The sequence below is a fragment of the Nocardia asteroides genome, assembly GCF_021183625.1.
GTDB classification, from domain to species: Bacteria; Actinomycetota; Actinomycetes; order Mycobacteriales; family Mycobacteriaceae; genus Nocardia; species Nocardia asteroides_A.
The window spans coordinates 2,466,968-2,491,669 of record NZ_CP089214.1 but is presented as its reverse complement, the minus strand read 5'-3'; the positions used below and the strand labels follow the sequence as shown (position 1 = coordinate 2,491,669).

General features: G+C 65.0%; 23 protein-coding genes and 1 other RNA gene. 17 read left to right on the top strand and 7 right to left on the bottom strand.

Features of this window, described 5'->3' with window-relative positions; all coding sequences use genetic code 11:
- The first annotated feature begins 55 nt into the window (after positions 1-55).
- The 5 genes from recQ (at position 56) to ssrA (ending at position 4,171) form a co-directional block, all read left to right on the top strand.
- Positions 56-1,912, top strand: coding sequence for a DNA helicase RecQ (recQ, locus tag LTT61_RS12110; RefSeq protein ID WP_233020035.1), 1,857 nt, complete (start codon positions 56-58; stop codon positions 1,910-1,912).
- Positions 1,912-2,967: a metallophosphoesterase gene (locus LTT61_RS12105; RefSeq protein ID WP_233020034.1), complete on the top strand. Its 1,056-nt coding sequence runs from the start codon at positions 1,912-1,914 to the stop codon at positions 2,965-2,967. Before recQ ends, LTT61_RS12105 begins: the two co-directional genes overlap by 1 nt.
- A 50-nt stretch (positions 2,968-3,017) precedes the next feature.
- Positions 3,018-3,233, top strand: coding sequence for a hypothetical protein (locus LTT61_RS12100; RefSeq protein ID WP_233020033.1), 216 nt, complete (start codon positions 3,018-3,020; stop codon positions 3,231-3,233).
- 48 nt (positions 3,234-3,281) lie between these two features.
- Positions 3,282-3,755 carry an SsrA-binding protein SmpB gene (smpB, locus tag LTT61_RS12095; RefSeq protein WP_233020032.1) on the top strand — a complete coding sequence of 158 codons (474 nt, stop codon included), beginning with the start codon at positions 3,282-3,284 and terminating at the stop codon, positions 3,753-3,755.
- Between the two features lie 47 nt (positions 3,756-3,802).
- Positions 3,803-4,171: a transfer-messenger RNA gene (gene ssrA, locus LTT61_RS12090) on the top strand.
- A 133-nt stretch (positions 4,172-4,304) separates the two neighbouring features.
- On the opposite strand, the gene LTT61_RS12085 is transcribed toward ssrA, so the two are convergent.
- Both LTT61_RS12085 and LTT61_RS12080 read right to left on the bottom strand, forming a co-directional pair.
- The gene (locus LTT61_RS12085; protein WP_233020970.1) at positions 4,305-5,039 is read right to left on the bottom strand and encodes a transposase; all 735 of its coding nucleotides are present in this window, start codon (positions 5,037-5,039) and stop codon (positions 4,305-4,307) included.
- Positions 5,040-5,333: 294 nt separating this feature from the next.
- Positions 5,334-7,427, bottom strand: a complete 2,094-nt coding sequence (locus LTT61_RS12080) for a hypothetical protein (RefSeq protein WP_233020031.1) — start codon at positions 7,425-7,427, stop codon at positions 5,334-5,336.
- 404 nt (positions 7,428-7,831) lie between these two features.
- Here LTT61_RS12080 and LTT61_RS12075 point away from each other — a divergent pair, with 404 nt between their 5' ends.
- The 5 genes from LTT61_RS12075 to LTT61_RS12055 all read left to right on the top strand — a co-directional run bounded on the left by LTT61_RS12075 (position 7,832) and on the right by LTT61_RS12055 (position 13,569).
- Entirely contained in the window at positions 7,832-9,133 is a 1,302-nt protein-coding gene (locus tag LTT61_RS12075; protein WP_233020030.1) for a hypothetical protein, read from the top strand.
- Between the two features lie 191 nt (positions 9,134-9,324).
- On the top strand, positions 9,325-10,473 hold the full coding sequence (locus LTT61_RS12070) for a hypothetical protein (protein ID WP_233020029.1): 1,149 nt from the start codon (positions 9,325-9,327) through the stop codon (positions 10,471-10,473).
- 95 nt (positions 10,474-10,568) lie between these two features.
- Complete coding sequence (locus LTT61_RS12065) at positions 10,569-11,402, top strand: GAF domain-containing protein (RefSeq protein ID WP_233020028.1); 834 nt, start codon at positions 10,569-10,571, stop codon at positions 11,400-11,402.
- Positions 11,403-11,965: 563 nt separating this feature from the next.
- On the top strand, positions 11,966-12,370 hold the full coding sequence (locus LTT61_RS12060; RefSeq protein ID WP_233020027.1) for a hypothetical protein: 405 nt from the start codon (positions 11,966-11,968) through the stop codon (positions 12,368-12,370).
- Positions 12,367-13,569: a hypothetical protein gene (locus LTT61_RS12055; protein WP_233020026.1), complete on the top strand. Its 1,203-nt coding sequence runs from the start codon at positions 12,367-12,369 to the stop codon at positions 13,567-13,569. Before LTT61_RS12060 ends, LTT61_RS12055 begins: the two co-directional genes overlap by 4 nt.
- Here LTT61_RS12055 and LTT61_RS12050 read toward each other — a convergent pair.
- Positions 13,561-13,920, bottom strand: a complete 360-nt coding sequence (locus LTT61_RS12050; protein WP_233020025.1) for a hypothetical protein — start codon at positions 13,918-13,920, stop codon at positions 13,561-13,563. The two genes, LTT61_RS12055 and LTT61_RS12050, sit on opposite strands and share 9 nt — an antisense overlap.
- Before the next feature lie 102 nt (positions 13,921-14,022).
- Here LTT61_RS12050 and LTT61_RS12045 point away from each other — a divergent pair, with 102 nt between their 5' ends.
- Positions 14,023-15,102, top strand: a complete 1,080-nt coding sequence (locus LTT61_RS12045; RefSeq protein WP_233020024.1) for a hypothetical protein — start codon at positions 14,023-14,025, stop codon at positions 15,100-15,102.
- Here the strand turns inward: LTT61_RS12045 and LTT61_RS12040 are convergent, their stop codons facing one another.
- Positions 15,103-15,783 (bottom strand): DUF899 domain-containing protein, encoded by a 681-nt coding sequence (locus LTT61_RS12040; RefSeq protein WP_233020023.1) that lies wholly within the window; start codon positions 15,781-15,783, stop codon positions 15,103-15,105. It lies immediately after the preceding gene.
- A 204-nt stretch (positions 15,784-15,987) separates the two neighbouring features.
- Here LTT61_RS12040 and LTT61_RS12035 point away from each other — a divergent pair, with 204 nt between their 5' ends.
- Positions 15,988-16,779 (top strand): SAM-dependent methyltransferase, encoded by a 792-nt coding sequence (locus LTT61_RS12035; protein ID WP_233020022.1) that lies wholly within the window; start codon positions 15,988-15,990, stop codon positions 16,777-16,779.
- Here the strand turns inward: LTT61_RS12035 and LTT61_RS12030 are convergent, their stop codons facing one another.
- Positions 16,780-17,811 (bottom strand): hypothetical protein, encoded by a 1,032-nt coding sequence (locus LTT61_RS12030; protein ID WP_233020021.1) that lies wholly within the window; start codon positions 17,809-17,811, stop codon positions 16,780-16,782. It lies immediately after the preceding gene.
- Positions 17,812-17,926: 115 nt separating this feature from the next.
- Here LTT61_RS12030 and LTT61_RS12025 point away from each other — a divergent pair, with 115 nt between their 5' ends.
- Positions 17,927-18,976, top strand: coding sequence for an alpha/beta hydrolase (locus LTT61_RS12025; RefSeq protein WP_233020020.1), 1,050 nt, complete (start codon positions 17,927-17,929; stop codon positions 18,974-18,976).
- Between the two features lie 4 nt (positions 18,977-18,980).
- On the opposite strand, the gene LTT61_RS12020 is transcribed toward LTT61_RS12025, so the two are convergent.
- Positions 18,981-20,639: a TerD family protein gene (locus tag LTT61_RS12020; RefSeq protein ID WP_233020019.1), complete on the bottom strand. Its 1,659-nt coding sequence runs from the start codon at positions 20,637-20,639 to the stop codon at positions 18,981-18,983.
- Positions 20,640-20,782: 143 nt separating this feature from the next.
- Here LTT61_RS12020 and LTT61_RS12015 point away from each other — a divergent pair, with 143 nt between their 5' ends.
- Positions 20,783-21,049, top strand: a complete 267-nt coding sequence (locus LTT61_RS12015; protein ID WP_233020018.1) for a hypothetical protein — start codon at positions 20,783-20,785, stop codon at positions 21,047-21,049.
- Positions 21,050-21,053: 4 nt separating this feature from the next.
- Here LTT61_RS12015 and LTT61_RS12010 read toward each other — a convergent pair whose 3' ends face one another.
- Positions 21,054-21,605, bottom strand: a complete 552-nt coding sequence (locus LTT61_RS12010; protein ID WP_233020017.1) for a TerD family protein — start codon at positions 21,603-21,605, stop codon at positions 21,054-21,056.
- Positions 21,606-21,780: 175 nt separating this feature from the next.
- Between LTT61_RS12010 and LTT61_RS12005 the strand changes: the two genes are divergently transcribed.
- The 3 genes from LTT61_RS12005 (at position 21,781) to LTT61_RS11995 (ending at position 24,695) form a co-directional block, all read left to right on the top strand.
- Positions 21,781-23,085 (top strand): glycosyltransferase 87 family protein, encoded by a 1,305-nt coding sequence (locus LTT61_RS12005; protein ID WP_233020016.1) that lies wholly within the window; start codon positions 21,781-21,783, stop codon positions 23,083-23,085.
- A gap of 165 nt (positions 23,086-23,250) precedes the next feature.
- Positions 23,251-23,679: a DUF4254 domain-containing protein gene (locus tag LTT61_RS12000; RefSeq protein WP_233020015.1), complete on the top strand. Its 429-nt coding sequence runs from the start codon at positions 23,251-23,253 to the stop codon at positions 23,677-23,679.
- Positions 23,680-23,822: 143 nt separating this feature from the next.
- A complete protein-coding gene (locus LTT61_RS11995; RefSeq protein ID WP_233018227.1) occupies positions 23,823-24,695 on the top strand; it encodes an IS5 family transposase in 873 nt (290 codons plus the stop codon).
- The last annotated feature ends 7 nt before the right edge of the window (positions 24,696-24,702 follow it).

Sequence of the window (24,702 nt, the reverse complement as noted above, 5' to 3'; positions counted from 1 at the left end):
CACAGGCGGGCCTGCGCGGCTGTTCGCCGTCGCCGCGCACCCATAGGATGGCCGCGTGGATTCACCCGCTGCGACCGCCCAACTCGACCTCGACACCGATGACGCCGCGCACGAAGTGCTACGCCGCGTCTTCGGCTACGGGGCGTTCCGCGGCGAGCAGCACGCCATCGTCTCGCACCTCGTCGGCGGCGGCGACGCGCTCGTCCTGATGCCGACCGGCGGCGGCAAGTCGCTCTGCTACCAGGTGCCCGCGCTGGTGCGGCCGGGCACCGGCGTGGTGGTCTCGCCGCTGATCGCGCTCATGCAGGACCAGGTGGACGCGCTGGCCGCGCTCGGCGTGCAGGCGGGCTTCCTCAACTCCTCGCAGAACCAGGACGAGCGCCGCGAGGTCGAGCGGCGCTACGCCGCCGGCGAGCTGGACCTGCTCTACCTGGCGCCGGAGCGGCTGCGGCTGGAGTCCACCGGCAGGCTGCTCGACCGCGGCAAGATCGCGCTCTTCGCCATCGACGAGGCGCACTGCGTCTCCCAGTGGGGCCACGACTTCCGCCCCGACTACCTGGAACTCTCGATGCTGCACCAGCGCTGGCCGGACGTCCCGCGCATCGCGCTCACCGCCACCGCCACCGAGAAGACCCGCGAGGAGATCGTCCAGCGGCTGGAGCTCGGCACCGCCCGCCGCTTCGTCGCCGGCTTCGACCGCCCCAATATCCAGTATCGGATCGAGCCCAAGAACCGCCCGGACAAGCAGCTGCTCGACTTCATCAAGGCCGAGCACCCCGGCGACGCGGGCATCGTCTACTGCCTCTCCCGCAACTCGGTCGACAAGACCGCCGCCATGCTGAACCAGAACGGCATCGCGGCGGTGCCCTACCACGCCGGGCTCGATCAGCGGACCCGCGCCGCGAACCAGTCTCGCTTCCTGCGCGAGGACGGGCTGATCGTCGTCGCCACCATCGCCTTCGGCATGGGCATCGACAAGCCCGACGTGCGCTTCGTCGCCCACCTCGACCTGCCCAAATCGGTGGAGGGGTACTACCAGGAGACGGGCCGCGCCGGGCGCGACGGCCTGCCGTCGACCGCCTGGATGGTCTACGGCCTGAGCGACGTGGTGCAGCAGCGCAAGCTGATCGAGGGCTCCGAGGGCGACGCCGCGCACCGCAGGCAGCTGCAGCTGCACCTGGACGCCATGCTCGCGCTCTGCGAGACGGTGAGCTGCCGCCGCACCCGCCTGCTGGCCTACTTCGGCCAGCCCGGCGACGCCTGCGGCAACTGCGACACCTGCCTGACCCCGCCCGAGACCTGGGACGGCACCGTCGCCGCGCAGAAGCTGCTCTCCGCGGTGCTGCGGCTGAAGCGCGAGCGCGGCCAGTCCTACGGCGCCGGGCACATCATCGACATCCTGCTCGGCAAGCAGAACCCGAAGGTGCTGCAGTACGACCACCACGAGCTGAGCGTCTTCGGCATCGGCACCGACCTGCGCGACACCGAGTGGCGCGGCGTCGTCCGGCAGCTGCTGGCCCAGGGGCTGCTCGCGGTGCACGGCGACTACGGCGTGCTCTCGATCACCGACGCGGGCAACGAGGTGCTCTTCGAGGGCCGCCAGGTGCCCATGCGCCGGGAGCCGGAGCGGGCGGCGCGGCCGTCCCGGTCCAGCCGCGGCGCCAAGGCCGCCGTCGCCGACCTGCCCGCCGCCGACGTCCCGGTCTTCGAGCGGCTGCGGCAGTGGCGCGCGGGCGCTGCCAAGGAGCAGGGCGTCCCCGCCTACGTCGTCTTCCACGATGCCACCCTGCGCGAGATCGCCGCCCGCAAGCCGGGCAGCCTGAGCGAGCTCGGCGCCGTCGGCGGCGTCGGCGACAACAAACTGGCCAAGTACGGCGAGCAGGTGCTCGCCGCGCTCGCCGAGGAGAGCTGATGGCACTGGACAGACGCGGTTTCCTCACAGGCGCCGCGATCACGGTCGCCGGCGTTCCGCTGCTCGGGCTGACTCCGGCCCAGGCCGTCACGCCCGAGGTGGCCAAGCACCCGTTCCCCTCCGGTGAATCGGTGCGCGTCCTGGTGACCGGCGACGCCGGCACCGGCACCGCGACCCAGTGGGCGGTGGCCGACGCGGCCCGCGCCGCACACGCCCGCGCCCCCTTCGGCCTCGCGCTCGGCCTCGGCGACAATATCTACGAGCACGGCCCGGACGGGTCGGGCGACGTGCAGTTCGCCGACAAGTTCGAGAATCCCAACCACGGCCTCGACTTTCCCTGGCTCATGGTGCTCGGCAACCACGACAACAGCTCCGCGCTGCCCGGCGACGGCGGCTGGCTGCTGCGCGGCAACGACGAGGTCGCCTACCACGCGCTCTCCGCGCGCTGGTGGATGCCGAGCCGGTACTACTCGGTGCGGGTGCCGGAGCAGAACCCCGTCGTCGAGTTCTTCGTGCTCGACATCAACCCGGCCGCCGCCTACCTGCCGCCACTCGACCCGTACTGGTCCGGCACCGGCGTCTTCATGGCCGAGCAGGCCGCCTGGCTGGACGGCGCGCTCGCCGAATCACCCGCGCGGTGGAAGGTGGCCTGCACCCACCAGCCGTTCTGGAGCAACGGCCCGCACGGCGACGCGGGCCGCTACGAGGGGCTCGACATCGAGCCGGTGAACGGCGTGCACGTGCGCCGCTTCCTGGACGAGCACGTCCTCGGCCGCTGCCAGCTGCTCTTCTCCGGCCATGACCACACCCTGCAGGTGCTCGAGCCGGGGCCGGGGACGCGCGGCACCGTCCAGCTGGTCAGCGGCGCCGCCGCCAAGACCGCGACCGGCTCGCAGACCGCGGGGACCGGCACCCACCCGGCCCGCTTCGACACCAGGCACCAGCTCGGTTTCATGGTCGCGGAGTTCCGCCGCGGCGGTATCGAATTGGAGGTCGTCACAGTGGATCCCGGCTCCGGCGCGGCCGCGTCCGAATTCCGCGGTGCGCTGGCCTGACACGCCGCGAACACCCGGCGCGGAAAGCCCGCGCCGGTTACCGTGCTCGCATGGCGGACGACGATGGCGCGCCGGAGATCATCGGCGGCGGTGGCGGCGGTGAGGACGCGGGCCCGCGCACCCCGCGCACGCACGACCCGGTCGAGACGACGTGGCTCGGCACCCGGCGGCCCCCGCCGCCCCGGCTCGGCAGGCCGCGGCTCTCCACCGTGCTGCTCGTGCTCGCCTTCGCGGCCCTGCTGACCACCTACATCATGCTGCGCTGAGCTCGACCGGGAACAAAAGCGTTGCGCCGCGCCTTTAAGGTTGACGTCATGAAGGAACAGGGGCGCAAGGTCATCGCGAGCAACCGCAAGGCGCGGCACAACTACTCGATCCTCGATGTCTACGAGGCCGGGATCGCGCTCGTCGGCACCGAGGTCAAGAGCCTGCGCGAGGGCAAGGCCTCGCTGGTCGACGCCTTCGCCACGGTCGACAACGGCGAGGTCTGGCTGCGCGGGCTGCACATCCCAGAGTTCAGCCACGGCACCTGGACCAACCACTCGCCGCGCCGGGTCCGCAAGCTGCTGCTGCACAAGAAGGAGATCGAGCACCTGGTCGGCAAGTCCCGCGAGGGTAACCAGACCCTGGTCCCGCTCTCCATGTACTTCTCCGACGGCAAGGTGAAGGTCGAGCTGGCGCTGGCCCGCGGCAAGCAGGACTACGACAAGCGCCAGGACCTGGCCAAACGCGACGCCGAGCGCGAGGTCACCCGCATCCTCGGCAGACGGATAAAGGGAATGCGCTGACCGCGTAGAATGTTAATATGACTAGCCCGCAGAGCGCGGGCGCGTACGGGGCTGAACGGTTTCGACTGCGTACGTTGATTCAGGGGAAGCGTGTCGGTGCAGGCAGGAGACCACCGTGAGCGTCGCTGCAACCAATTAAGCGCCGATTCCAATCAGCGCGAGTACGCCCTCGCTGCCTAAGCGATAGCGTCTCTGTCGGCCCAGGGCATGCCCTCGGCTCCGGTGCCGGCATCAGCTAGAGGGCTTACCGTCCGGCTCGGTCGCGGAGTCGTACGGGAGAGCAAACAGCGACTGGGATCGTCATCCCGGCCTGTCCGCGGGACCGGGAGATCCGAGTAGAGGCACAGCGGACTGCACACGGAGAAGCCCTGAAGACACGACGGAGGACCCGGGTTCGATTCCCGGCAGCTCCACCACAGCGGTCTTACTCGAACCGGGGTCCTTAAGGACCCGGGGGAGGGTAAGACCGCTTTCTTCGTCTCGTGGAGAGTGACTAAACGCTGTCCCGTAAGTCATGCGAGGCGTCAAGGGCGGTGACGGATCGGAGTATCAGGCTGCGTGAGCGAGGTTCGCGAGCCGAGCCACTCCGGCCATCGCGACGGCTACCCCATCGCCGCGCAGGCGACAGTCACGAAGGATCTTCCAGGTCTTCATCCGCGCGAAAACGTGCTCCACCCGCGCCCGGACCAGCCGATGAGAGCCGTTGTGTGCCTGTTTCCAGGCCGGCAGTTGACCTCCTGGAGGTCTGCGGTGCGGGATGATCGCGGATGTTCCTTGGTAGCCGCCGTCGGCGATGACCAGGGCGTTGCGGCAGGCGTGGGCGGCGCCGGACTCGGCGTAGGCGCGGCAATCGTTGCGGTTGCCCGGCAAGGGTCGACCGAGTGCGACCACGAGTTCGGTGTCGGCGTTGATGACGACCTGGTGGTTGGTCGAGTACCGATAGTTCTTCGACTGCGCGGCGATGCTGTGGTCCCGGGTCGGGACCAGGGTGCCGTCCACAATCAGCACCGTCCCCCGTGGGAAGCGGGTCCGCGGTCGTACCGTCAGGGCGGGCCCGAGGTCGTCGATCACCCGGGCCGCCGCCGACTTCGAAGTCCCGAACACCGCTGCGAGCTGGCGCATCGTCAGGTTCGTGCGCCAGTAGCACGCCACCAGCAGCACCCGGTCCTCGAAACACAGCGTCCAGGGCCGTCCACGCAGCGGAGGGTCGGCGCCCTCGCGCCGCAGCGCGGTGATCAGGCGGGCGAACTTGCGCGGTTGCAGTCCGCTGAACAGCTCCACCATCACCGGGTCAGACGCCGAGATCACCGCCACGACAGCAGATTACCGCTGCGCCACAACGGCTTACGGGACAGGCTTTAGGTCGATTTCAGTGACCCTTGCGGCATCGCTTACGATTATCCCAGAGCTCACTAAGTTACCGAAATGCGGCTTGTCCCTCCTCCTTTGTCGACCTCGCGCAGTCTGTAGTCTGCACCTCGCCGGTCCAGCCGCGGGCGCGCGCGGATTGAAACCGCTTTAGAATTTCGCCTTTTCTGCGATTATGACCACTTCCTTGGTTGCGACTTCGACCGATAGCTACTTGAAATCAAGCGTCGGTAAACCGGCTTCCCGGCGGATCCTATTCAATTCGGTACGGCTTACGGCCGCACTCATGCCGAGATCAGCAAAGTATCTCGCCATGTCGTCAGTGAAGGGTTGCGCCTCGATTGATATAGACTCCTCAGAGTCGGCACCAAAAACAATTCCAGCCGTGGCGAGTCCGCCGAGAACTGGACCGATGGCTCGAACTGAAGCATTAGATACATCGGAGTCCGGCAAAGAGTTACAGATGTGCACGGCGGCGCGCTCAAGGGTTCGGTAGAGGATCGCGTCCTCGCAGTCGGCTACCGCTCGACGCACCTCGTATATACAAACTGCAATATGGTCTGCTTCGTTGCTGACCTGCAACGTAACGCCCTCCAGTAACACTAGCGCTTGCGCTCGAGTGACAACTTTTGCTACTGACGAGACACTGACATCGACCTCGCTCGTGCGCCGTACATCGATGCAAGCCCGCAGGAAACGAATGAGATCGCGAGGAAGCCCACCGCTCAGAACGTGGGACAACTGTACGATTCTGTCGGGTGTTCCGATCACTCGACGCACGACAAGCTGTAGCGAGTCATCGAAAGTGAGCCGCTTCACTCCAACAACTAGATCAAAGGCTGAGTCGAATGCGTCGCGAACTGGAACTCCCCGCAGGGCAAAACTCGCCAACGCATCTTCCGAAACAGATACTATAAAGTGCACGCGGTCGATATGGAGCAAATCTTTTACACCGTTTACCGCTTCGACCGCCAATTCGGGTGACGCAATTTTGTCGAGCTCATCCAAAGCGATGACCACGTTCGTATCCGTCATGGTGGTATACAACGTCAAGAATCTTTTTAGTGCATCAACTCGCTGCGGCTGAGAAAGCTCACGTTCAGACTCTTCGTGAATAAATTGATCTTCAACCGTGAACGGTTTCATACTCAGTGAGTTCTTGAACCAATTTTGCCTCTTAGTTAACCATTTCAGTTGGTGTAACTCGGCACGGGCGAGGTCGAGGGGACTTCTTACCCTTCGGCGTTGCAGAACCAATTCGTGGTACAGGGCCCACGCTGAGCTTCCGATCAGGGTCAGCCCGATGAATACCAGTGCACCCAAACCGACTTTAGTCCAGCTAATGATCAGATCAGGCTCGACACCGGAGAAGTCCACAACTCCGAGAATCAAAGCTGCTCCTAAACAGATGAGCCCTGCTATCGCTCGGTTGAGAACAGCTCCGGCGACGGCTCGAATGGGCGATACCGAGACTTCGTGCTTGGTCAATATGGCTTTGCCAACTGACTGGTGGATCAACACGACAAGCTCGGAAGCGCTATAGCTTACCGGGGCTGGGACATGTACGCCTAGAAACCCCTCCCTAGGCTGGCACAAGTAACGCATTATCGTTGTTTTTCCGACGCCTCGAGGGCCGCAAATACCCAGCGCGGAAGTATCGTGTGCTTCGATGAAGGCCATGCAACTGCGGGCGGCGTCGGACTCGAAGGTATCGATTGTGTGCACTTCCACGAGCCGTGGACTTTGACTGATACCAAGTACGGCGCTCGACCGTCCGTTGTCGAGCTGATTATTAGCGATGCGTCGTATGACGGCTTCTGATTCAATCCTAACTTCAGTCACTAAGGCAGCTAAGAGATCTTGGAGCTCGACGGTACTGCCGCCCTGCCTAAACTGACGTGTCACTGATTCAGGGCCAACTTGCGGCGAGAGGTATAGATAGCGTACGGAAACAGCGATGCCACCAACGCCATACAACGATAGAGCTAAGGTCATTAAAGGGTACGTATCTGTAAATTGCACTCTCGGCGAACTGGGCCACACTAACAATGCGAACCAGAAAGTTGCAAGCGTTACCAGGCAGGCGAGCCCAACCAGTGCGGCCAGTTTGCCCCACTGTTTCCTCTTATCCGTTTCGAAACTGCAGATGCCCGCCTCAATTGAGTCAAGCCGGGCTCGAACAACAGATTTGACTGTTTCTGAAGAGTCTGCGAGATTTGATCGTACTGCAGTCTGGACGATCTGAGGTAAATGAAGAAACTCCTCCATTTCGTTACAAGATGATTCGAACTGATTATTGATCATATCGTCAAGTGCACGTCCCAGCTCCTCAACTCCGCCAGGCGCAAGTGATAGTGATGTAGTTACAGGCACTGAGCTAACCTAGCGCATGCGGCAGCTTTAAGCGGATGTATAGCGGTGCAGTGAAAGATCTTCTGGTGGTAGAGGGTGATAGGGCTGATCCCGTGTTTGGATCCGTGAATATGCGCTGTGCAGGCAAGGGCAAGTTGATCTGATCAAGGTCGGGTCGGTGAGTGTGCAGGGTGGAAAAGGTAGACCGTCCAGTTCCTTATGGCTCTAGCTGCTGATTAACTGGCTTTCGCGGATGTGTATGCGGGCGGTACGCTGAGTCGCTGACGAGCGGTGCGCCTGCGCGCGGCGCTGAGGGGAGGCTCGATCGTGACTCTGTCCCACTAGACTTACCGAAGGTGTGCAGCAATGGTTGCGGTGAATTTCCGATGATCTTGTCCGATGCCGAACTGATCCTGGGCCTGTCTCGCCACCTGGGCGCCTACGCGCGGAGCGCAGAGACTGCTTCGCTGGACACCCTCCAGGCCGCTGGCTGGATCGTTGACATGGCTTTCCGTCTGCGTGGCAACACGTCGAGTACTCCAGACCGAGTCTGGGCTATCGGTATGGACATCGGTCTCGGGCAGCGTGACCTGCAGTTCGTCATCGCCAAGATGGAAGCGCTTGGATGGCTGGCAGTTGATCGTGACCAGCAGAGAAAACCGCTGTCGGTGATTGAGGCAATACCGGCTCCGGCGGACCTCGTCAAAGCTACGCCAAAGATTCTGCAAGCTTGTGACGCGAATCCGAGCGACTACGCACTACTTGAGTTATTGCGCGCCACCACACTTCAGCCGCTTTTGTTGACCGAGGCGCTTGCAGTGGCAGCGCAAGGAACGAGCGAGCAGTCTGCCAACGACGCGGTACGGCGATTGCTGGCGGTCGGGTTGCTTCGCGATGTGCAGACGGATAGCGGTCGAGTGCTATACAACCCAAATGTATGGACGCAGGGAGACGAGATTGCCAAGGCCGCTATCCGGACAGCTGACGCCAAGGCAACCAGCGAAGTTAGGGCGCTGCTTGAGGAACTCGCTGAACAGCCCGGCCTCCCGGAGGCCAACGTGAAATCAACAGAGCCGAGGTGGATCAACTTCGCAGTCGCACAGGGCCTTATTCAGCGGTCGGTGATCCAGACGTCCGAAGGAGACGAACAAGGGTTCCTCTTCACTCCGCATCTGCTTCGAGATCCCTTTGGTGGAACAGCTGGCGACGCTTCAGGGCAAGTGCGTCAACTTGTCGGGTCGATGGTGTACGCCGCGACTTTTGCGCGGTACAAGCTCAAAGATCCGGGTCTGTTCCTGACTAGGTTGATTGAGAACGGCCTAGCAGGAGATGTAACCTCAATCGGTACTGACTACCCCATGCTTGAGAAGGCAGGGATCGTTAAGGTTGTGCCTGGTTCACGAGTCAATCGTTTTCGGCTGGAGTTGTTAAGGGCCGATGTTGCAGAAGAGGCTGCGAAGCTGCTGACGGTTCGAGGTAACTCTTCTGGCAGCAACGACGATATTGCGGCAGTCCGCGCGCAACGCGCCTATGTTCATGTGGAGCGACAAAGGGCTCGATTGGCAGTGTCGGCCGAGGCTGACGATGTCGAACAGCAGCGGTTGCTTGCAGCGCTGCGCGAGGTCACTGCGGAACGTACCTTCCGCGGGGGTAACTGATGGATGTAAGCCAACAGGTTGACGAGCAAGATGATGGAACCAATGTGACTGCTCCCAACTCCCGGCGCCGGAGGCCTCAGGCGGGTACGAAGCCAAGCGATACAGTGGGCGGCGCTCTCGAACGAAGAATCGCGAGGATCGAGTTCGCACAAGGTTCTTTCGTTCGCCTTCGAGTGCCCGTGCCTGCGGACGTGAACGAGATCGGAAGAGATATCCTTACTGATATTGATGTGCTTTCGCTCTCTATAGACAACAGGCTCCATCTATCGTCGGCAAGTCTCGAATGCAAGAGTGGGAAGGGGCAGAGCGGCGAGGCGTATACGATTGTCTGGCTTGCCGGGTTTCGGCAATTGCTTAGGCTCGATCAAGTCACAATCGTCAGACAAGCTGTAACTTCAAGAGGACGAGCGCTTGCCCGACGGCTTGGGATAGTAGCTATTGACGATCAAGCGCTCAAGCGGCTGGAGAGCGCATATGAAGCCGTTCCCGAACGGTTCGCGCATGTTGATGGCCCTGAGTGTCTTCTTGCAGAAGAGCGAACTGACAAGCAACTAAAGGGTCTGCCGACGATTTCTCTAGATCTAGTCCGATTTTTGCGAGGCCACGGGACTCTTGCAGATTCGCCGGCTCTTATTTCAGCTGTCGTAGCTCTGGGATCGTCCTTTGATAGGCAGGGCGCAGTCCCGGAACCGACAGCGCAAGTGCTGAGTGGCCACGCACTCAATGCACTAGTGCTGGCAGCCGTATTGGATGCGGGGCGTGTGGATCAGATTGGACATGCTGATCTTCGCCGTAGGCTTGAGCGTGCTCTCACGCTCGGTGATGCCGATGACGATTATATCCTGCAGGTGCTGGAGCGCGCGGATGCAGTTGTGCGCTGGTCTCAGGACAAGTTGCATCGTGCTTACGTCGAGAATGGGGCGGACCGCCTGAATATCGACGTGCCCTCACTGCGGGATACGATTGCTTCGCCTCCAGATTTCATCGACGACTACATCGACTTTGTTCTGCGGCTCCGCGCAAACCCGTTGGTTGGTCGAGAACTCCTGCAAACAACGGAACTCGTGTGTTTCGACGCGCTTCTCGGGGGAACTGCATGGCGAGCTGAATCGTTCGAGCACTTGTTCACTCCGGCGCATCGCGGTCTTTTGATGGTTGCACTTCGATGCCTGCGAAGAATAGGTGGGGGTTATGTCGCAGATCCGCTCCAGGATATCTCGAACCTCCCATTTCGTACGGGTGTGAGTGCTCCATTCGATCCTGTCAAACACGGTGTTTCGGAGTTCTCGGGCGTATCAAAAGGGGAGGCCGAACAACAAGAATTGCCGATAGATCCGTAACCGTATCAGCGCTAAATCGAAGGGGCGGCGCGCTTTATGGTATGCCTGATCGGTTGAGTAGTTGAGGTGTGCACCGAAGCCCGGAGTTTCGAGGGATGTCAGTGAAAAATTGGAAATACTGGCGAAATGCGATCGGATTCTTCGTCCTTGCCGCCACGGCTGGCGTGGGGATTGTCGCTGTTGGAATTTATGGCGAGGGTTTTCAGAAAGATGATGATAAAAAGAACTTATACATCCTGGGGGGTGCCCTAGCGGCCACGGCGGTGCTGGGTACATTCATTGAGAATCATATGGCAGAAAGAGCCCGCTCAGAAGCCCGTGATCGTGCTATCGAGGCCGAAGCGCGAATGGCAGAGTTCTATAAAGGACTGCTTGCGCCTATGTTGAAGATCACCAAAGAGCAAGTATCGGCGTATGTGACCCTTGCTCCGCGCCCCATCCCCGCAGGGCCTATGACGTTGATGGAGTTCGACACTTTGCTCGCCGGGGTTCTTGAACGTACTGTTCAGCTGATTTCCCCCCCTGCTGCAACACCTTCTCGCTATAGGGCACGGGCTGCATATTTCGAGAAGTCCCCAACCGGTGACTACATTCTAAAGGCTAGTTATCCTCCAGATCCATCGAGGACGCCCCGCGATAAATGGCTCAGCTCTCAGCCTCAAGCGGCTCACATATCATCCGACATTCTTGGGTCTACCCCAAAAACATGGGTCGTCGATGGTACGCCTACAAATATTAGCTATATGAGGCCTACGTCACACAGTAATTACGAGGCTGTCATAGCGGCTCCAGTGGCGGCCGGTGGTCGTTTGTTCGGGATGTTATCTGTGGATGTGCCTAGCGCATCTGATTTCATTCCCGACCACGAGCACCTGATTACAGCGCTGGGAGATGTGCTTGCTGCGAACCTGCTTCTAGTCCACAATTAGGCAATAGGGCATCAACTGGAAGTAGGGCAACTATGGCTGGTCACCCCGCGCCAGATCCCGACAACGAGCCACAGCTCTCTCCGTTCGACTGGTACGGCCGCACTGATGAGAACGAGGAACGACCTGAGGGCCCTGCGGCCCGCAGGCGACGAACTTTGGCTCAGGCCGCGCAGCGTGTGGATGCCGACTTGGGTCGAGACAAGAAGGAAGCTGGCCCACGAGCGATTGTGACTGCGCTCTTTGCAGCGTCGGCGCTCATTGCCGCGGTAGTTTTTGCTGAGGAAGCAACTCTTGCCGCTGCAATAGCTGGCACTGTTGCTCTAATCGCTGCGGTGACTTCTGCCTTCTATGTCCGCCGCGCACTCAGCGCCTCGTCGGAGTGAGGGCGAGCAGGAATTGGCGTCTGTGTTCCTACTCCCGCCTGTGCGTGTCGCGCATCCGGGTAGCGGCGTCGCGGCAGCGCAAAAAAGGCCGATGATCGATCGTGGACTGGAAGTGTCATGCGATTGGCGGATAGACTCGCCCACGAACTTTGAATAGAATCCGCGCTGAAGGTGGTTGCGATGTACGAGCTCCCCGTTATCAGGCTAGGCGAATCGACGGATGCGAGAGGGGTAAGCTTCACTGTGCCCGAGGTTCTCCTTTCGCGACTGAAGGCGGTGAAGGATGTTCACATAGCCGAGGTGCGCCCAGGCTCCGTGCGCGGAAACCATTTTCATACCAAGAGGACTGAGTTGATCGCGGTTGTCGCGGCCGAGAAGTGGTCGGTGCATTGGGACACAGGATGGGGTACCGATACGCATTCGCTTGTTTTCGAAGGCGGGGGCTATGCCCTCTTCCCGCCGGTGGGATGGTCTCATGCTATCAAGAATATCGGTAGTTCGAGTTTGTGGATTTTTGCAGCGAGTGATATTGCCTTCGATTCGAGTTCGGATTCTAACGACACTGAGCGAAGGCCATTAGTGTGAGCGTCGATAAAGAGTACTTCAGGACCTTCTGTCATATCAACGAGTATGAAGATGCGGGTTACAAGAACCTCCATCGTATGGTTGCCACGAGTTGGCCTCTCGTCCTATGGGCGCCGTCATCAATGAAGATCGCCTCAAGCGTCTGTAAGTTGAGCCCGAAGCAGTTCGTTGGATTGGTCGATCAGGGACTCATTCGCATCATTGGACGCGAAGAATGGATAACTGACAAGGTAAAGCGCAACCGTTACGCGGCCGAGAAGTGGTCATATGCTGGTTGGGTCCCGGAAATCGATGACGCGATCCTTCGGATCTATCGGGAGGATGAAGGGGAGCCGGAGGCGAAGCGTAGGGTTGCTGCAGTCGGAGCGGAGGGAGGCAGGGGTTGGGCGGAGACTTACGCTCAAAGTAACCCTGACATTGTTGACGACCTGTGGGGGAAGCTGACAGGAGCAACTAGACGAATCGACTTTCCAGTTGGAGTTCTTGAAAAAGTCGAGCGTGCCGAAGGTGATCGTCTGCAAGCTGTGACTTGGATCTTACGCGACGCCTACAATCATGATGCTGCACTCGCGGATTCGTTTACTCGCACTCCATTTATGCTGGCGCCTCGGGAGAGTCGATTCCAGACTCTCATGGAGAACATACGAACCAGAACTGGGATAGTTTTTCCTACCTTGCCGACAAGCTATTCGTCGAATTTGATGCCGGAAGACCTGGCTGAGCTCACGGCTGAAATCGTGAGGATCCTTCGGTTGCTAGAGCGGGACGGTAATCCAAAGCTGAATAAATTCGTTAAAGGTGAAGGACACTATCTTATCGCGACTTGGATGTCGTTGCTCATCCGGGACCTTCATAGCCTTGATCCGAGGAGTGCGCGAGAGAAGGTGTTGGGAAAACTTCAAGCAGAGTTTGAAAATAATACCTTAGAAGAGCGATGGGTGGATATCCTGACAAGTTCCCCTACCATAGCGGGCGTACTAGGACTCGCTGCTGATATGCCTCCCGAGCTCGATGCTATTGCGCTACTCGGTGTCGCTACTGGAGTGTTTGGGGTAGGTCGCGATTTGGCAAGGCAGCTCGGTTTACTGGAAAACACACATCATGATCGGAGTAAGTGGTTGTTTCTCTACATGTTCGGTGAGAATCCATCTCGTCGCCGACGTGGCAGAGTTCAGTTCGCTCTCGACAGATTAGGCTGAATTCCTTTCGGGAATGAGTATGCGAATTTGAATTAGACATTGTTCAAAGATCGCGACGTTTCCGTCCGCCACTGGCCGGATCGCTAGACCGGCCTGCTGCAGCACCTTCGCCACGTTCGCCTTGGCCATGTGATGCTCAGCTTTCAGCTGGGTCAGGGATGCCCCTGCCTCGTACTTGCCCACCATCTGCCCCACCTCCTCGGCATCCAGATACTTGCGCTGCCTTGGGTTCGGCTGCTCATCCTTCCTGTCATGACGCCTCTGGTCCTGTGACGCCTCGATCTGGAGGCCGGTCAGGTAGTTGAGGAGGTCCGCTTGTTTCGAGTAGCTTCCCGCTAGGTCCACCAGCAAGGCCCGGTCCGCGAGGACCGGGCCTTCGTCGTCTGCGCGTCGCGCCGACAGACCGCTGCGCCGCCTCGCCCTTCAGTGCGCAACACGGGTAGAAATGACAGCGTGACGCGGTACGCATACGAGCCGAAGTCGGGCGCACTGGTAGCGAGTTGGGGGACCGGCAGGGGAGACACCGCCGAGACCATCGCCACCCTGCCGAAGACGGTGGAGCCCGAGGTGGCGCTGGTCCTGACGGCGGCGCTGACCAAATTGTCCGAGTTTCAGTGGCGCACCTATACCCATCCCGCGTCGGCGGCGGGCGATTCCGAGGTGCCGAACAGTGTGGCCTGGCATCGGGCAGAGGAGCGGAATCGGTTCGCTGAGGTGGAGGGGGCGGTGCGGGAGCCGAATCTGCCGGATGACGACGGGCTGATGGCGGTGTCGTACAGCGTGGTGGAGGAGGCGGCGCACCGGATCGGGCGGGTGGCGCATCTGATCGGGGACGCGGAGCTGATCGAGTTGCTCGCGGCGGAGGTGCGGACCGAGCAGGTGGCGATCGAGGCGGCGGAGCTGGGCGATCTGTCCGGGCGGGCGCGGCAGGCGGTGGAGCTGTCGCGGGCGGATATCTCGCCGGTGCAGGTGTTCGCGGCGGACGCGCTGCTGCACGCCGACCCGCTCGGCTCGATCGACCTGTTCACCGATATCGACCCGGCGGCCGCCGCGGTGGCGGCGGCGCGCTGGCTGCACCTGGCCGCGCAGGTCACGGCGGAGGCGGCGAGCGTGCACCCGGTGCACGTGGTCGCGGAGGCGGACAATCTGGAGGCGTTGCAGGTGGAGACGCCGACGCTGGTGCTGGAGCGGCTGTGCGCGGGCGAGAGCCCCACCGAGGTGGTGGTCGACCTGATCGCCGACGCGCTCGCGGCCGCCGAGGGCCGGGTGCGCAACCCGGCCCGCATCGTCGAGGCCGCGGAGGCGATCGAGCGGCGGATGCGCGGTGACGAACTCGACGAGGACGGGCTCGCCGCGCTCACCGACGAGTTCCGGATCTGCCGCCTCGACCCGTCCCGGCCCGCTGTCGACCTGCTGGAGGATCTGCTCGACGGCATCCGCGGCTGCTGGCTGCTCTACCGCGAGGAGCACGATTCCGGGTTCGAGGAGGCGGTGCGGGCCGAGGGCGACAAGCAGAGCTCGCCGCTGCTGTAGCTAGTTCCCGTAGGCCGCCGCGATCTCCTTCGAATCGCTCCACTTGGAATAGGTGGGCGACTGCGGCCAGCCCTCCGGCGAGTCCTGCCACTCCTCCTGGCGCCCGTAGGGCAGCAGGTCGATGAGCGGGAAGGTGTGGCTGAGCTGCTCGGTGCCGCGGCCGTCGGTGTGCCAGGTGCGGTAGACGGTGTCGCCGTCGCGCAGGAAGACGTTGACCGCGAAGCCGGCGTCCGGCGGGGCGCCGATATCGCTGCCGAACGGGCTGTTCGCGGTCGAATACCAGGTCATCTCGTTGCCGACCTTGCGTTTGTAGGCGAGCGCCTCGTCGATCGGGCCCTGGGTGACGATCACGAATCGGGCGTCGTAATTGTCCAGGAAATGCAGCCTCGTGTATTGCGAGGTGAGGCCGGTGCAGCCGGGGCACTGCCATTCCTTGCCGGGGAACCACATGTGGCTGTAGACGATGAGCTGGGACTTGCCCTCGAAGACGTCGGCCAGCCGCAGCGGGCCGTCCGCGCCCTCCAGCGTGTACTCCGGCAGTTCGACCATCGGCAGCCGCCTGCGCTGGGCGGCGATGGCGTCGAGTTCCCTGGTCGCGGCCTTTTCCCGGATCCGGAGCTCGGCGAGTTCGCGCTGCCAGGTCGCGGTGTCGACGACGGGCGGGAGTGCGTTCGTGCTCATGGTGTCCTCACTGGTCGGTGAAAAACGGTCCTTCGGATCTAGACGGGACGGGCACGACGAATTCATCGGTGCGCGTGCAAATGCCCTTGCAATGCGACAAACCGCCGCGTCTGCATCGAAAACCATTGCGGGACAACTTCGTCGCCCCGGAACATGGGGAATGTCGGAGTTGTTACCATCGGCCCGAACGGAAGGGGCTGCGCGATGGCGGAGCACGAGCGCACACCGGCCGGGGTCGATCCTTCGCGGCCGAACTCGGCGCGCGTCTTCGACTACCTGCTCGGCGGCAAGGACAACTACGAGGTCGACCAGCAGGTGGCGCACCGCATGCTGGCCGTCGCGCCGGACACCCGCACGCTGGCCTGGTTCAGCAGGCAGTTCCTGCTCGGCGGGGTGCGGCACGCGGCCGAGGCCGGGGTGCGGCAGTTCCTCGACCTCGGCTCCGGGCTGCCGACCTCGCCGAACGTGCACGAGACGGCGCGCGAGTACGACGAGCGGATCCCGGTGGTCGCGGTCGACAACGACCCGGTCGTGCTCGTGCACAGCAATGCCATCCTGACCGGTATCGACGGCGTGACCGCCCTGCTCGGCGACGTCCGCGACGTGGACGACATCGTCGAGCGGGTGCGCGCGCAGCGGCTGCTCGACTTCGACCGGCCGATCGGGGTGCTGCTGGTCGGGGTGCTGCACTTCGTGATGGACGACGAGCGCCCGGCGGAGATCCTGCGCAGGTTGCGGGCGGTGCTCGCGCCGGGCAGCTACGTCGTCTTCACGCACGGCGCGGCGGAGAGCAACAGCGAGTTCATCGAGCGCTCGGAGAACGACACCGTCGGCAGCCCGGCCCAGGTCGCCTACCGCTCGGCGGAGCAGGTGCGCGCCCTCTTCGATGGCTTCGAGCTGCTGGAGCCGGGTGTGGCGCCGATCCAGGACTGGCTCGGCGACGATCTGCCGGAGACCAAGCTGGTGCTGCTCGGCGGGATCGCCGAGGTCGGGTAGTCAGGGCGCGGCGGCGAGCGTGATCGCCCTGGTCACGAGCCGATCCGCCATGTCGCGCGGCACCCGGCCGAGCCCGCAGGCCGAGGCGACGCCGTCGACCCTGCGGCCGAGGGCGCGTTCGACGGTGCGCAGCGTCTCCTCCTGCTCGGCCGTGGAGGGGGTGTCGTGCACGAAGCCGGCGTGGAAGCGGGCTTCGTCCAGCGCGAGGTCGCGCAGCGGGGCATAGAACGCCTGCTCGGTGGGGGGCGGGACATCGCCCGCGGCGAGCGGGCCGTGCACGAATTCGAGCGGGCGGCCCGCCGGCCACTGCCGCACCACGGCGTTCGCCAGGTCGACCAGCGGCCTGGTGTCGTGCAGCCGCGCCCGCGCCCGATTGTGCAGGCTGCCGAGGCACAGGTGGACGCCGAAGCGGGTGCCCTCCGGTGCCGCGGCGGCCAGCGTGGCGATTCCGCGGCTCAGCCCGAGTACCGCGTCGGCCCTGCGGTGCGCTGGTTGCAGCCGGGCCGAGAGCACGAGTTCGGCGGTCGCCTCCAGCTGGATCACCACGTCGTCACCGGCGAGCTCGCGGATGGCGGTGATCTCCCGCACGGTGGCGGCGGTGAAGGCGGCCCGGTTCGCGCGCAGCCCGCCGGGGCCGACGGCGATGAAGGCGAGGGTGAAATCGGTGGGCATGCCGATCTGCAGCGCGAACTCGCGGTTACCGCGCAACCCCCGGAAGAGCGGTAGCACCGCCTCGGCCTCGCGCAGATAGCCGAGGTCCATCCGGTCGGCGGTGAGCCGGGTGCCGCGGGCCGGGCGGTGCAGCGTTCGCTGTTTGCTGGACTGCCAGGTGCCCTGCCGTTTGACCTCCAGCGCGCCCTGGCGCACCAGGTCCTCGATCACGGGCTGGATGTAGTACTCGTAGCGGTGTGTCTCGCCGGTCGGGAGGGTGTGCAGCAGCTCGGCGGAGAGCATGGCGCGCATGGCTTCTTCCGGCGTTGCTGCCGGAAAACTCCCGACGAAGTGGACGGCCCTGACGGCCTCGTTCTGCATCACCCGATCCTTTCGCTCGCGGATCAGGTTAAGTCATAGCGCAGTGGAACATGATGGGTTGCAGCATCATTGCCGCCCTTGCGCGATGTCCCGGACGGGGCTAGCGTCGCCCACGATGACGGGGAACAGCAGTACCGCAGGCATTTCCGGGCGGAACGGACGGAGGTGGGGTGCCCGCGCGCTGCTCGCGGTGGCCGCGCTGATACCGGCGCTCGCACCGAATATCGCACAGGCGCAACCCGATCCGGCGTGCCGCGCGCTCTCCTTCGCGGTGCCGCAGGGACAGCTCGCCGCGACGCTCTGCGCACCGGCTGCCGCCGACACCGTCGTGGTGCTCATGGCGGGCTCCAACTACAACCACGGCTACTGGGACTTCGGCTACCGGCCGGAGACCTACAACTTCCGGCAGGCGCTGAACCGCGCGGGCTACGCGACGCTGATCGTCGACCGGCTCGGCAACGGCGCGAGCAGCAAGCCGCCGAGCGGCACGCTCTCCGCCACCACCAGCGCCAACGCGCTGCACGACATCGTGCAGGCGGCGCGGCGCGGGCTGGACGGCGCCCGGCCGTACGCCAAGGTCGTCACCGCGGGGCACTCGCTGAGCTCCGGCATCGCCGTGCTGGAGGCGGTGCGGCACCACGACGTGGACGGCGTCCTGCTCACCGGCTACTCGCACACCCTCGAGGTGTCGCAGGTCATGGGCGTGATCTCGTCGTACCACCCGGCCGCGGGCGACCCGGTGTTCGCCGGTCGCAGCTACGACGACGGCTACCTGACCACCCGCCCCGGCACCCGCGCCGCCGCCTTCTACGGGCCGGACACCACCGACCCCGCGGTACTCGCCGAAGACGAGCGGACCAAGGAGGTCTTCTCGCTCACCGAATACCCGGACGGGCTGAGTTCGACGCTGCCGCCGATGTCCAACGACATCGACGTGCCGGTCATGGTCGTCAACGGGTCGGTGGACCGGCTCTCGTGTGGGCAGGGCTTCGCGGCGTGCACCGATACCGCCACGCTGCACGCCTCCGAGGCGCCGTACTTCGCTCCCGCCGCCCGGTTGCGCGCCTTCGTGCTGCCCGGGAGTGGGCATTCGGTGAATCTGGCGACGAATACGGTCGAGTACCAGAGTGCCGTCGTGGATTGGCTGAACACCGAGGTCCGCTGAGCGGTCAGATCCGCGCGCCCTTGGCGAGATTGCAGCCGCGGCACAGTACCTGCAGGTTGCTCACGCTGGTGGCGCCGCCCCGGCTGAGCGGGATGACGTGGTCGAACTCCAAGTAGTGGCCGGCGCCGCACTCCACGCAGCGGCCGCCGTCGCGCTGCCATACCTCGCTCTTCATGTGCTGGGGGATGGTGCGGGTGTCACGGCGGCCCGGCGCGAGCACCAGTCGCTTCGCCACCCGGAGCGCGCCCTCGAGGACCGCGGCGACATAGTCCGGGTCGGGTACGCGGTAGGTGCCGCCGCCGCGGGCGGTGCTCGCCGCGATGACGACGCTGCCGTACTCGTACCCCACCGACACGATCTTCTCCCACGGCGTCTCGGTGCCCGGTCCGGTGCCGACGAAACGGAGCTTGCGGTTGCTGCCGATCAGCCGCCCGGACTGCTGCCTCGGGCCGCTGGCCAGGTACCGCACCTGCGTCGCCGCGACGTCGACGTGCACGATCTCGTCCGCCGAGAGATGCAGCCCCTGGCGTTGGATGCGGGGAAGTTCGCCCGCCCTGACCTGGGTGAGGCTGCGGCCGCGCAGCATGCGCTGGCGTAACTGCTCGATGTGCGAACCGGCGGAACTGAGGTCGCAGCAGCTCCGCAGCGCGGTCACGGCAGCGTCGAAGCCGGTCATCTCGTGCTCGTCTATCTCGTCGTCGGCGAAGGCGAAGGTGACCACGCGCTCCAGGTGGGCGACGGCGAGCGGGCGCATTGCCGTGCTGCCGGTCGCGGGGTCGATGCGCTGGAAGCGGAGCGCGACCCACAGATCTTCCCAGGCCGGGCCTTGCGGGCCGGTCGCGGTGAGCACCTGCCAGACCTGGCTGCGCCACATGTCGAGGAATCCGGAGACATCGTTCTCGCACCAGCGGCACGGCGGGGGAGCGCCGAAGCGGGGTATCCGGGTGGCGCGGCCGCAGCGTCCGCAGACACCGGGTGCGACCGGAACGATCGGGCGGGTCTCGTCGGCCCAGCGCACGCCGTCCCACCAGCGGACCCGGGACGGGTCCTGGGCGTCGGTGTACCAGTCGGGAGCGACCGCGGGTGGTGCGGTCGGGGCCGGCGCCGGAGCGGGAACTCCGCTCGGTGCGGCCGGAGCGGGTGCTTCGCCGGGGGGCACCGGTTCGTCGTCATCGATGCCGACGCCGAACTCCTTGGCGAGGCCGCGCAGGCCGCTGTCCCAGCCCTGGGTGACATTGCGGAACTTCCAGCCGCCGCCGCGCCGGTAGAACTCACCGAAGATGACGGCGCTCACGTTCTCGGTCTGGTCGAGGTCGAGATCGAAGGCCGGTGCGCCGGTCGCGCGGACCTCGACCGTCAGACCGGCGATATCGCGGAAGCTGCCGGTGTCCACCGACCCCGTGATCACGATGCGCTCTACCGACGGCTCCACTTTCGGCAGTGCCACTTCCAGCGCGGCCGCGTCGCCGGTGGCCTCGCGCAGCGTCACCGCGCCGGACGGATGCTTCGGTGCGTTGTAGAAGACGAAGTCGTCATCGGTCCGGATTCGCCCGCTCGTATCCACGAGCAGCGCCTGCGGATCGACCTCGCCGCCACGCCATCCGAGGGCGACGACGACGGTATCGGCCGGAACGGGCGCGTTACCACCCCTGCTGAGTTTCACGAGCTACCCGTCGCGATGTTGTGGTGACCTGTTACACAGAGAGAATGCCGTTCGGTCGGTTCGTGGTGTGCGACTGTTCCGCGCGATCCGGACGCATGAGACCTCCCGTTCGGGACACTCCATGGAGCGACGAGGAGGTAACGATGACCGAGGTGACACATCCCGGCGCGGACGAACTGCGGGCCGATTTCGAGCGTGAGCTGGCGTCGGTGACGACCGGGGGCGGGCTGCATCCCGGATCGGCGCTGGACGTGCAGACGAGCGCGGCGCTGATCCGGATCGCGGAGACGTACCCGGAGGTGGACGGGGCGCTGATCGCGGCGGCGCGGGCGGCGTTCACCGGGCAGCTGGACGGCAGCAATGCCGAGGCGAGGCTGGAGACGATCGCGGAGCAGATCGAGGAGCACTGATCCGTCAGCCCAGGAACTGCTCCAGGTGCGGGACGGCCTCCGCGGGGTGCCGGGCCGGGATGGCGACCCCGATGATGTGGAACTGCCAGTTCCCGTCGTCGCGGTGCAGCCTGCCGAGTACGAAACCGGTGTGGTCCGGCCCGGCGGGCAGCGCGAAGCGGGCGACCTCCCGCCTGGTCAGCCCGTCGACCAGGCGGCAGAAGCCGTTCTCGATGACGTCGAAGGCCTGGCCGGAGTACGAGGTGACCAGGAGCAGCACGCTGGTGATCCGCGGTGAGCTGCGGGTGAGGTCGACGGTGATCACCTCGTCGTCGCCCGCGCCGTGGCCGGTGAGGTTGTCGCCGAGCAGCCGGACCGCGCCGTCCTGGGAGAGCAGTTGCTCGTGGTAGACCACGTCGGTGAGCCGGTCGCCCGCGTAGAGCAGGGCGGCGGCGTTGAGGTCGATCTCGGGCCGGTAGCCGCCGGACCAGACGCCGTCGCGGACGGGATCCCAGCCCAGCCCCATGGTCACGAATCGCAGTGGTTCCCGGTCCCGGTCGCTCCCCGCCGGTGCCATGCGCCCTCCTCGCTGTGTCCCGCCGCCACTCTACAAGCCGTGTCGCGGTTCGGAGGGGTGAAAAGCGCCCGCTCGGAACGGTATTGACCGGGACGGGAGGCGAACCGGACGATTCGGGCGGGCGCCGCTCGGTACCCGTCGGGTAGCCGGGACCCGGTCGGTATAGTCGCCGCGGATGACTAGTTCCGCCGCCGACCGTGCCGTGCCGAGGCCGCGCCCCCGTCTGTGGCGCGTCGCCTGGCTCGCGCCGGTACTGACGACCGTACTGGCCGCGCTGTGCCTGACCCAGCCGATCTGGCCGATCGAGGAGATCTCCCGCGGCTTCATCGACCTGCAGGTCTACCGGCTCGGGGTGGAGGCGCTGCGCAGCGGCGGCGACATGTACGGCGAGCTGCCGCAGACCACGCTCGGGATCAGCCTGCCCTTCATCTACCCGCCGTTCGCGGCGCTGGTGCTGGCCCCCTTCGCGCTGCTGCCATGGGACGCGGCGGCCTTCGCCTTCTTCGCCACCTCGACCGCCGGGCTGGCGCTCACGCTCTACCTCGTCGCCAGGCGCTTCTGGCCGGACCGCGCCACCCTGGAGCTGGCGCTGCTGGCCACCGCTACCGCGACCCCGCTGGCCATGCTGCTGGAGCCGACCCGCTCGACGCTCGACTTCGGCCAGGTGAACCTACTGCTCATGGTGCTGGTCGCCGCCGACTGCCTGACCGGGAAGCCGCGCTGGCGGCGCGGCATGCTGGTCGGCATCGCCGCCGCGATCAAGCTGACCCCGGCCGCCTTCGTGCTCTACTTCCTGGTCCGCCGCGACTACAAGGCGGCGATCACGGCGGCGATCTCCGGCGCGGTGGCGACGCTGGTCGGCTTCGCGGTACTGCCGTCGGAGTCGTTCGAGTACTGGTTCGGCGGCATGGGCAACGTCGATGGGCTGAGCGGGTCGGCGTTCCACACCAACCAGTCGATCCAGGGGGTGCTCTCCCGGCTCCGGGTGCCGGAGCCCGCGTTCACCGTGGTCTGGCTGGCCTGTGCCGCGGTGTTGCTGGCGCTGGTGGTGGTCGCCATGCGCCGAGCGGCGGACGTGCCCGCGCTGGCGCTGGCGATCAACGCGGTCTTCACGCTGCTGGTGTCGCCGATCTCGTGGTCGCACCACTGGGTGTGGATCGCGCCCGCGCTCTTCGGCATGGCCTGCTACGCGGCCACGCTGCCGTGGCGCCGCGCGCTCGGCTGGTTCGCGGTGACGGCGGTGACGGCGGCGGTCTTCGTCTACGGCCCGCAGAACTGGCTGCCCGGCGGGGAGGATCGGGAGTACGACTGGACTCCGGTGCAGCACCTCGTCGGCGATACCTACGTGTGGCTCGGCGTGCTGCTGGTGCTGCTCTTCCTGGCGACCGGGCGGCGGCGGGTGACCGCGTCCGCGGCGGTGCCGGAACAACCCGCTCCGATCACCGTCGATCCCGCGGTCGGATCAGCCGCCAAAGCGTAGGCGCAGACCGGGTGTTTCGCTACGAGTTGGTTGCATTGTCCGGCTCGGGACCAGCGCCGGTGCCCCGACTCCGGTATACGTCTGTGTCGTGGTGTGGTTGTCCCGGGTGCGTGTCCCCGGCAGAACGGACGAGCGTTGCGGTCGGCGTGCGGGCCGGGGGTGGTGGTGAATCACGCGCTGCCGGACAAGGATTCGCTCGTCGCCGCGCTCCGTGGCTTTCCGCACCGGGACCATCCGATGCTGGAGGCGGCCGGTGAGCTCGCCGCGCTGCACGAGGCGCGGATCGGCGCGGGCGGCACCGGCGAGATCGACGGCCACCGCGGCCGGCTGGTGTTGGCGATCGATCGCTGGATCGCCCGGGTCGTCCCGGTGCCGCACGGCGGGGCCGCGCGGCACACCGAGACGGTGGGCGAGGTGGTCGACCGGCTGGCCTCGTACTGTGCGCAGGCGTACGCGGCGACCGTCGACTCGGAGCACGAGCGGTACGAGCTGGCCATGCTGGTGACCGATTTGGCCGACGCCTACGACGACCTCATCACCGAGGTGGGCCGCGGCGTGCGCCGGGTGCCGACGACCTACCAGCAGTGGCCCTAGGTCGTGTTGCGAAGTAGCGCGCGCAGGTCGCGTGAGGTGTCCTGGAATCTGTTGACCCGTCGCATGTCCCGGTGAGGTGACGAGGCGAGGTCTCCGGTAGTGGTGTTCAGCGACCAAGCAAAACATCACCCACCGGAGACCTCGTGGCCAGCGTAACGGCCGCGGGGCGAGCGGATCTCTCCGATGCCCAATGGGCTCGATTGGAACCGTTGCTGCCCCGCGCGAAGAAGGCGGGCCGCCCGCCGCAATGGAGCAGACGCCAGCTCATCGACGGAATCCGCTGGCGAACCCGCGTAGGCTCACCCTGGCGCGACGTCCCGCCGCAGTACGGGTCCTGGCAAGCGGTCTACGGGCTGTTCCGGCGGTGGCAGCACAACGGAGCGTGGGTGCTGATCTGGAAGATGCTGCAGGTCTATGCCGACGCCTCCGGTTCGATCCGCTGGCAGCTCAGCGTGGACTCCACGATCGTTCGCGCGCACCAGCACGCCGCCGGAGCCCGGTCGGGTCCTGCCGGTGAGCCCGGCGATCACGGGCTGGGCCGCTCACGGGGCGGGTGGACCACGAAACTACATCTGGCCTGCGAGCAAGGACTCAAACCGCTGGCGATCCTGCTCACCGCCGGCCAAGCCGGCGACAGCCCGCACCTGCCGCTGGTTCTCGACGCGATCGCGGTGCCACGCCGAGGACCGGGGCGGGCACGGCAGCGGCCGGATCGGGTGCTGGCCGACAAGGCCTACTCCTCCCGCGCCAACCGCACCTGGCTGCGTCGCCACGGCATCGCGGCCACGATCCCGAGCCCGGCTGACCAGCTCCGTCATCGCCGCAACCGCGGCAGGGCCGGTGGCCGGCCTCCGGCATGCGATCCGGTTGCCTACCGCGACCGCAACGCTGTCGAACGCGGCATCAACCAGCTCAAACAACACCGCGCCGTCGCGACCCGCTACGACAAACTCGCCGTCCGCTACCTCGCCAGCGTCCACATCGCTGCCATCAACCACTGGCTGCGCGACCAATGACAGCTAC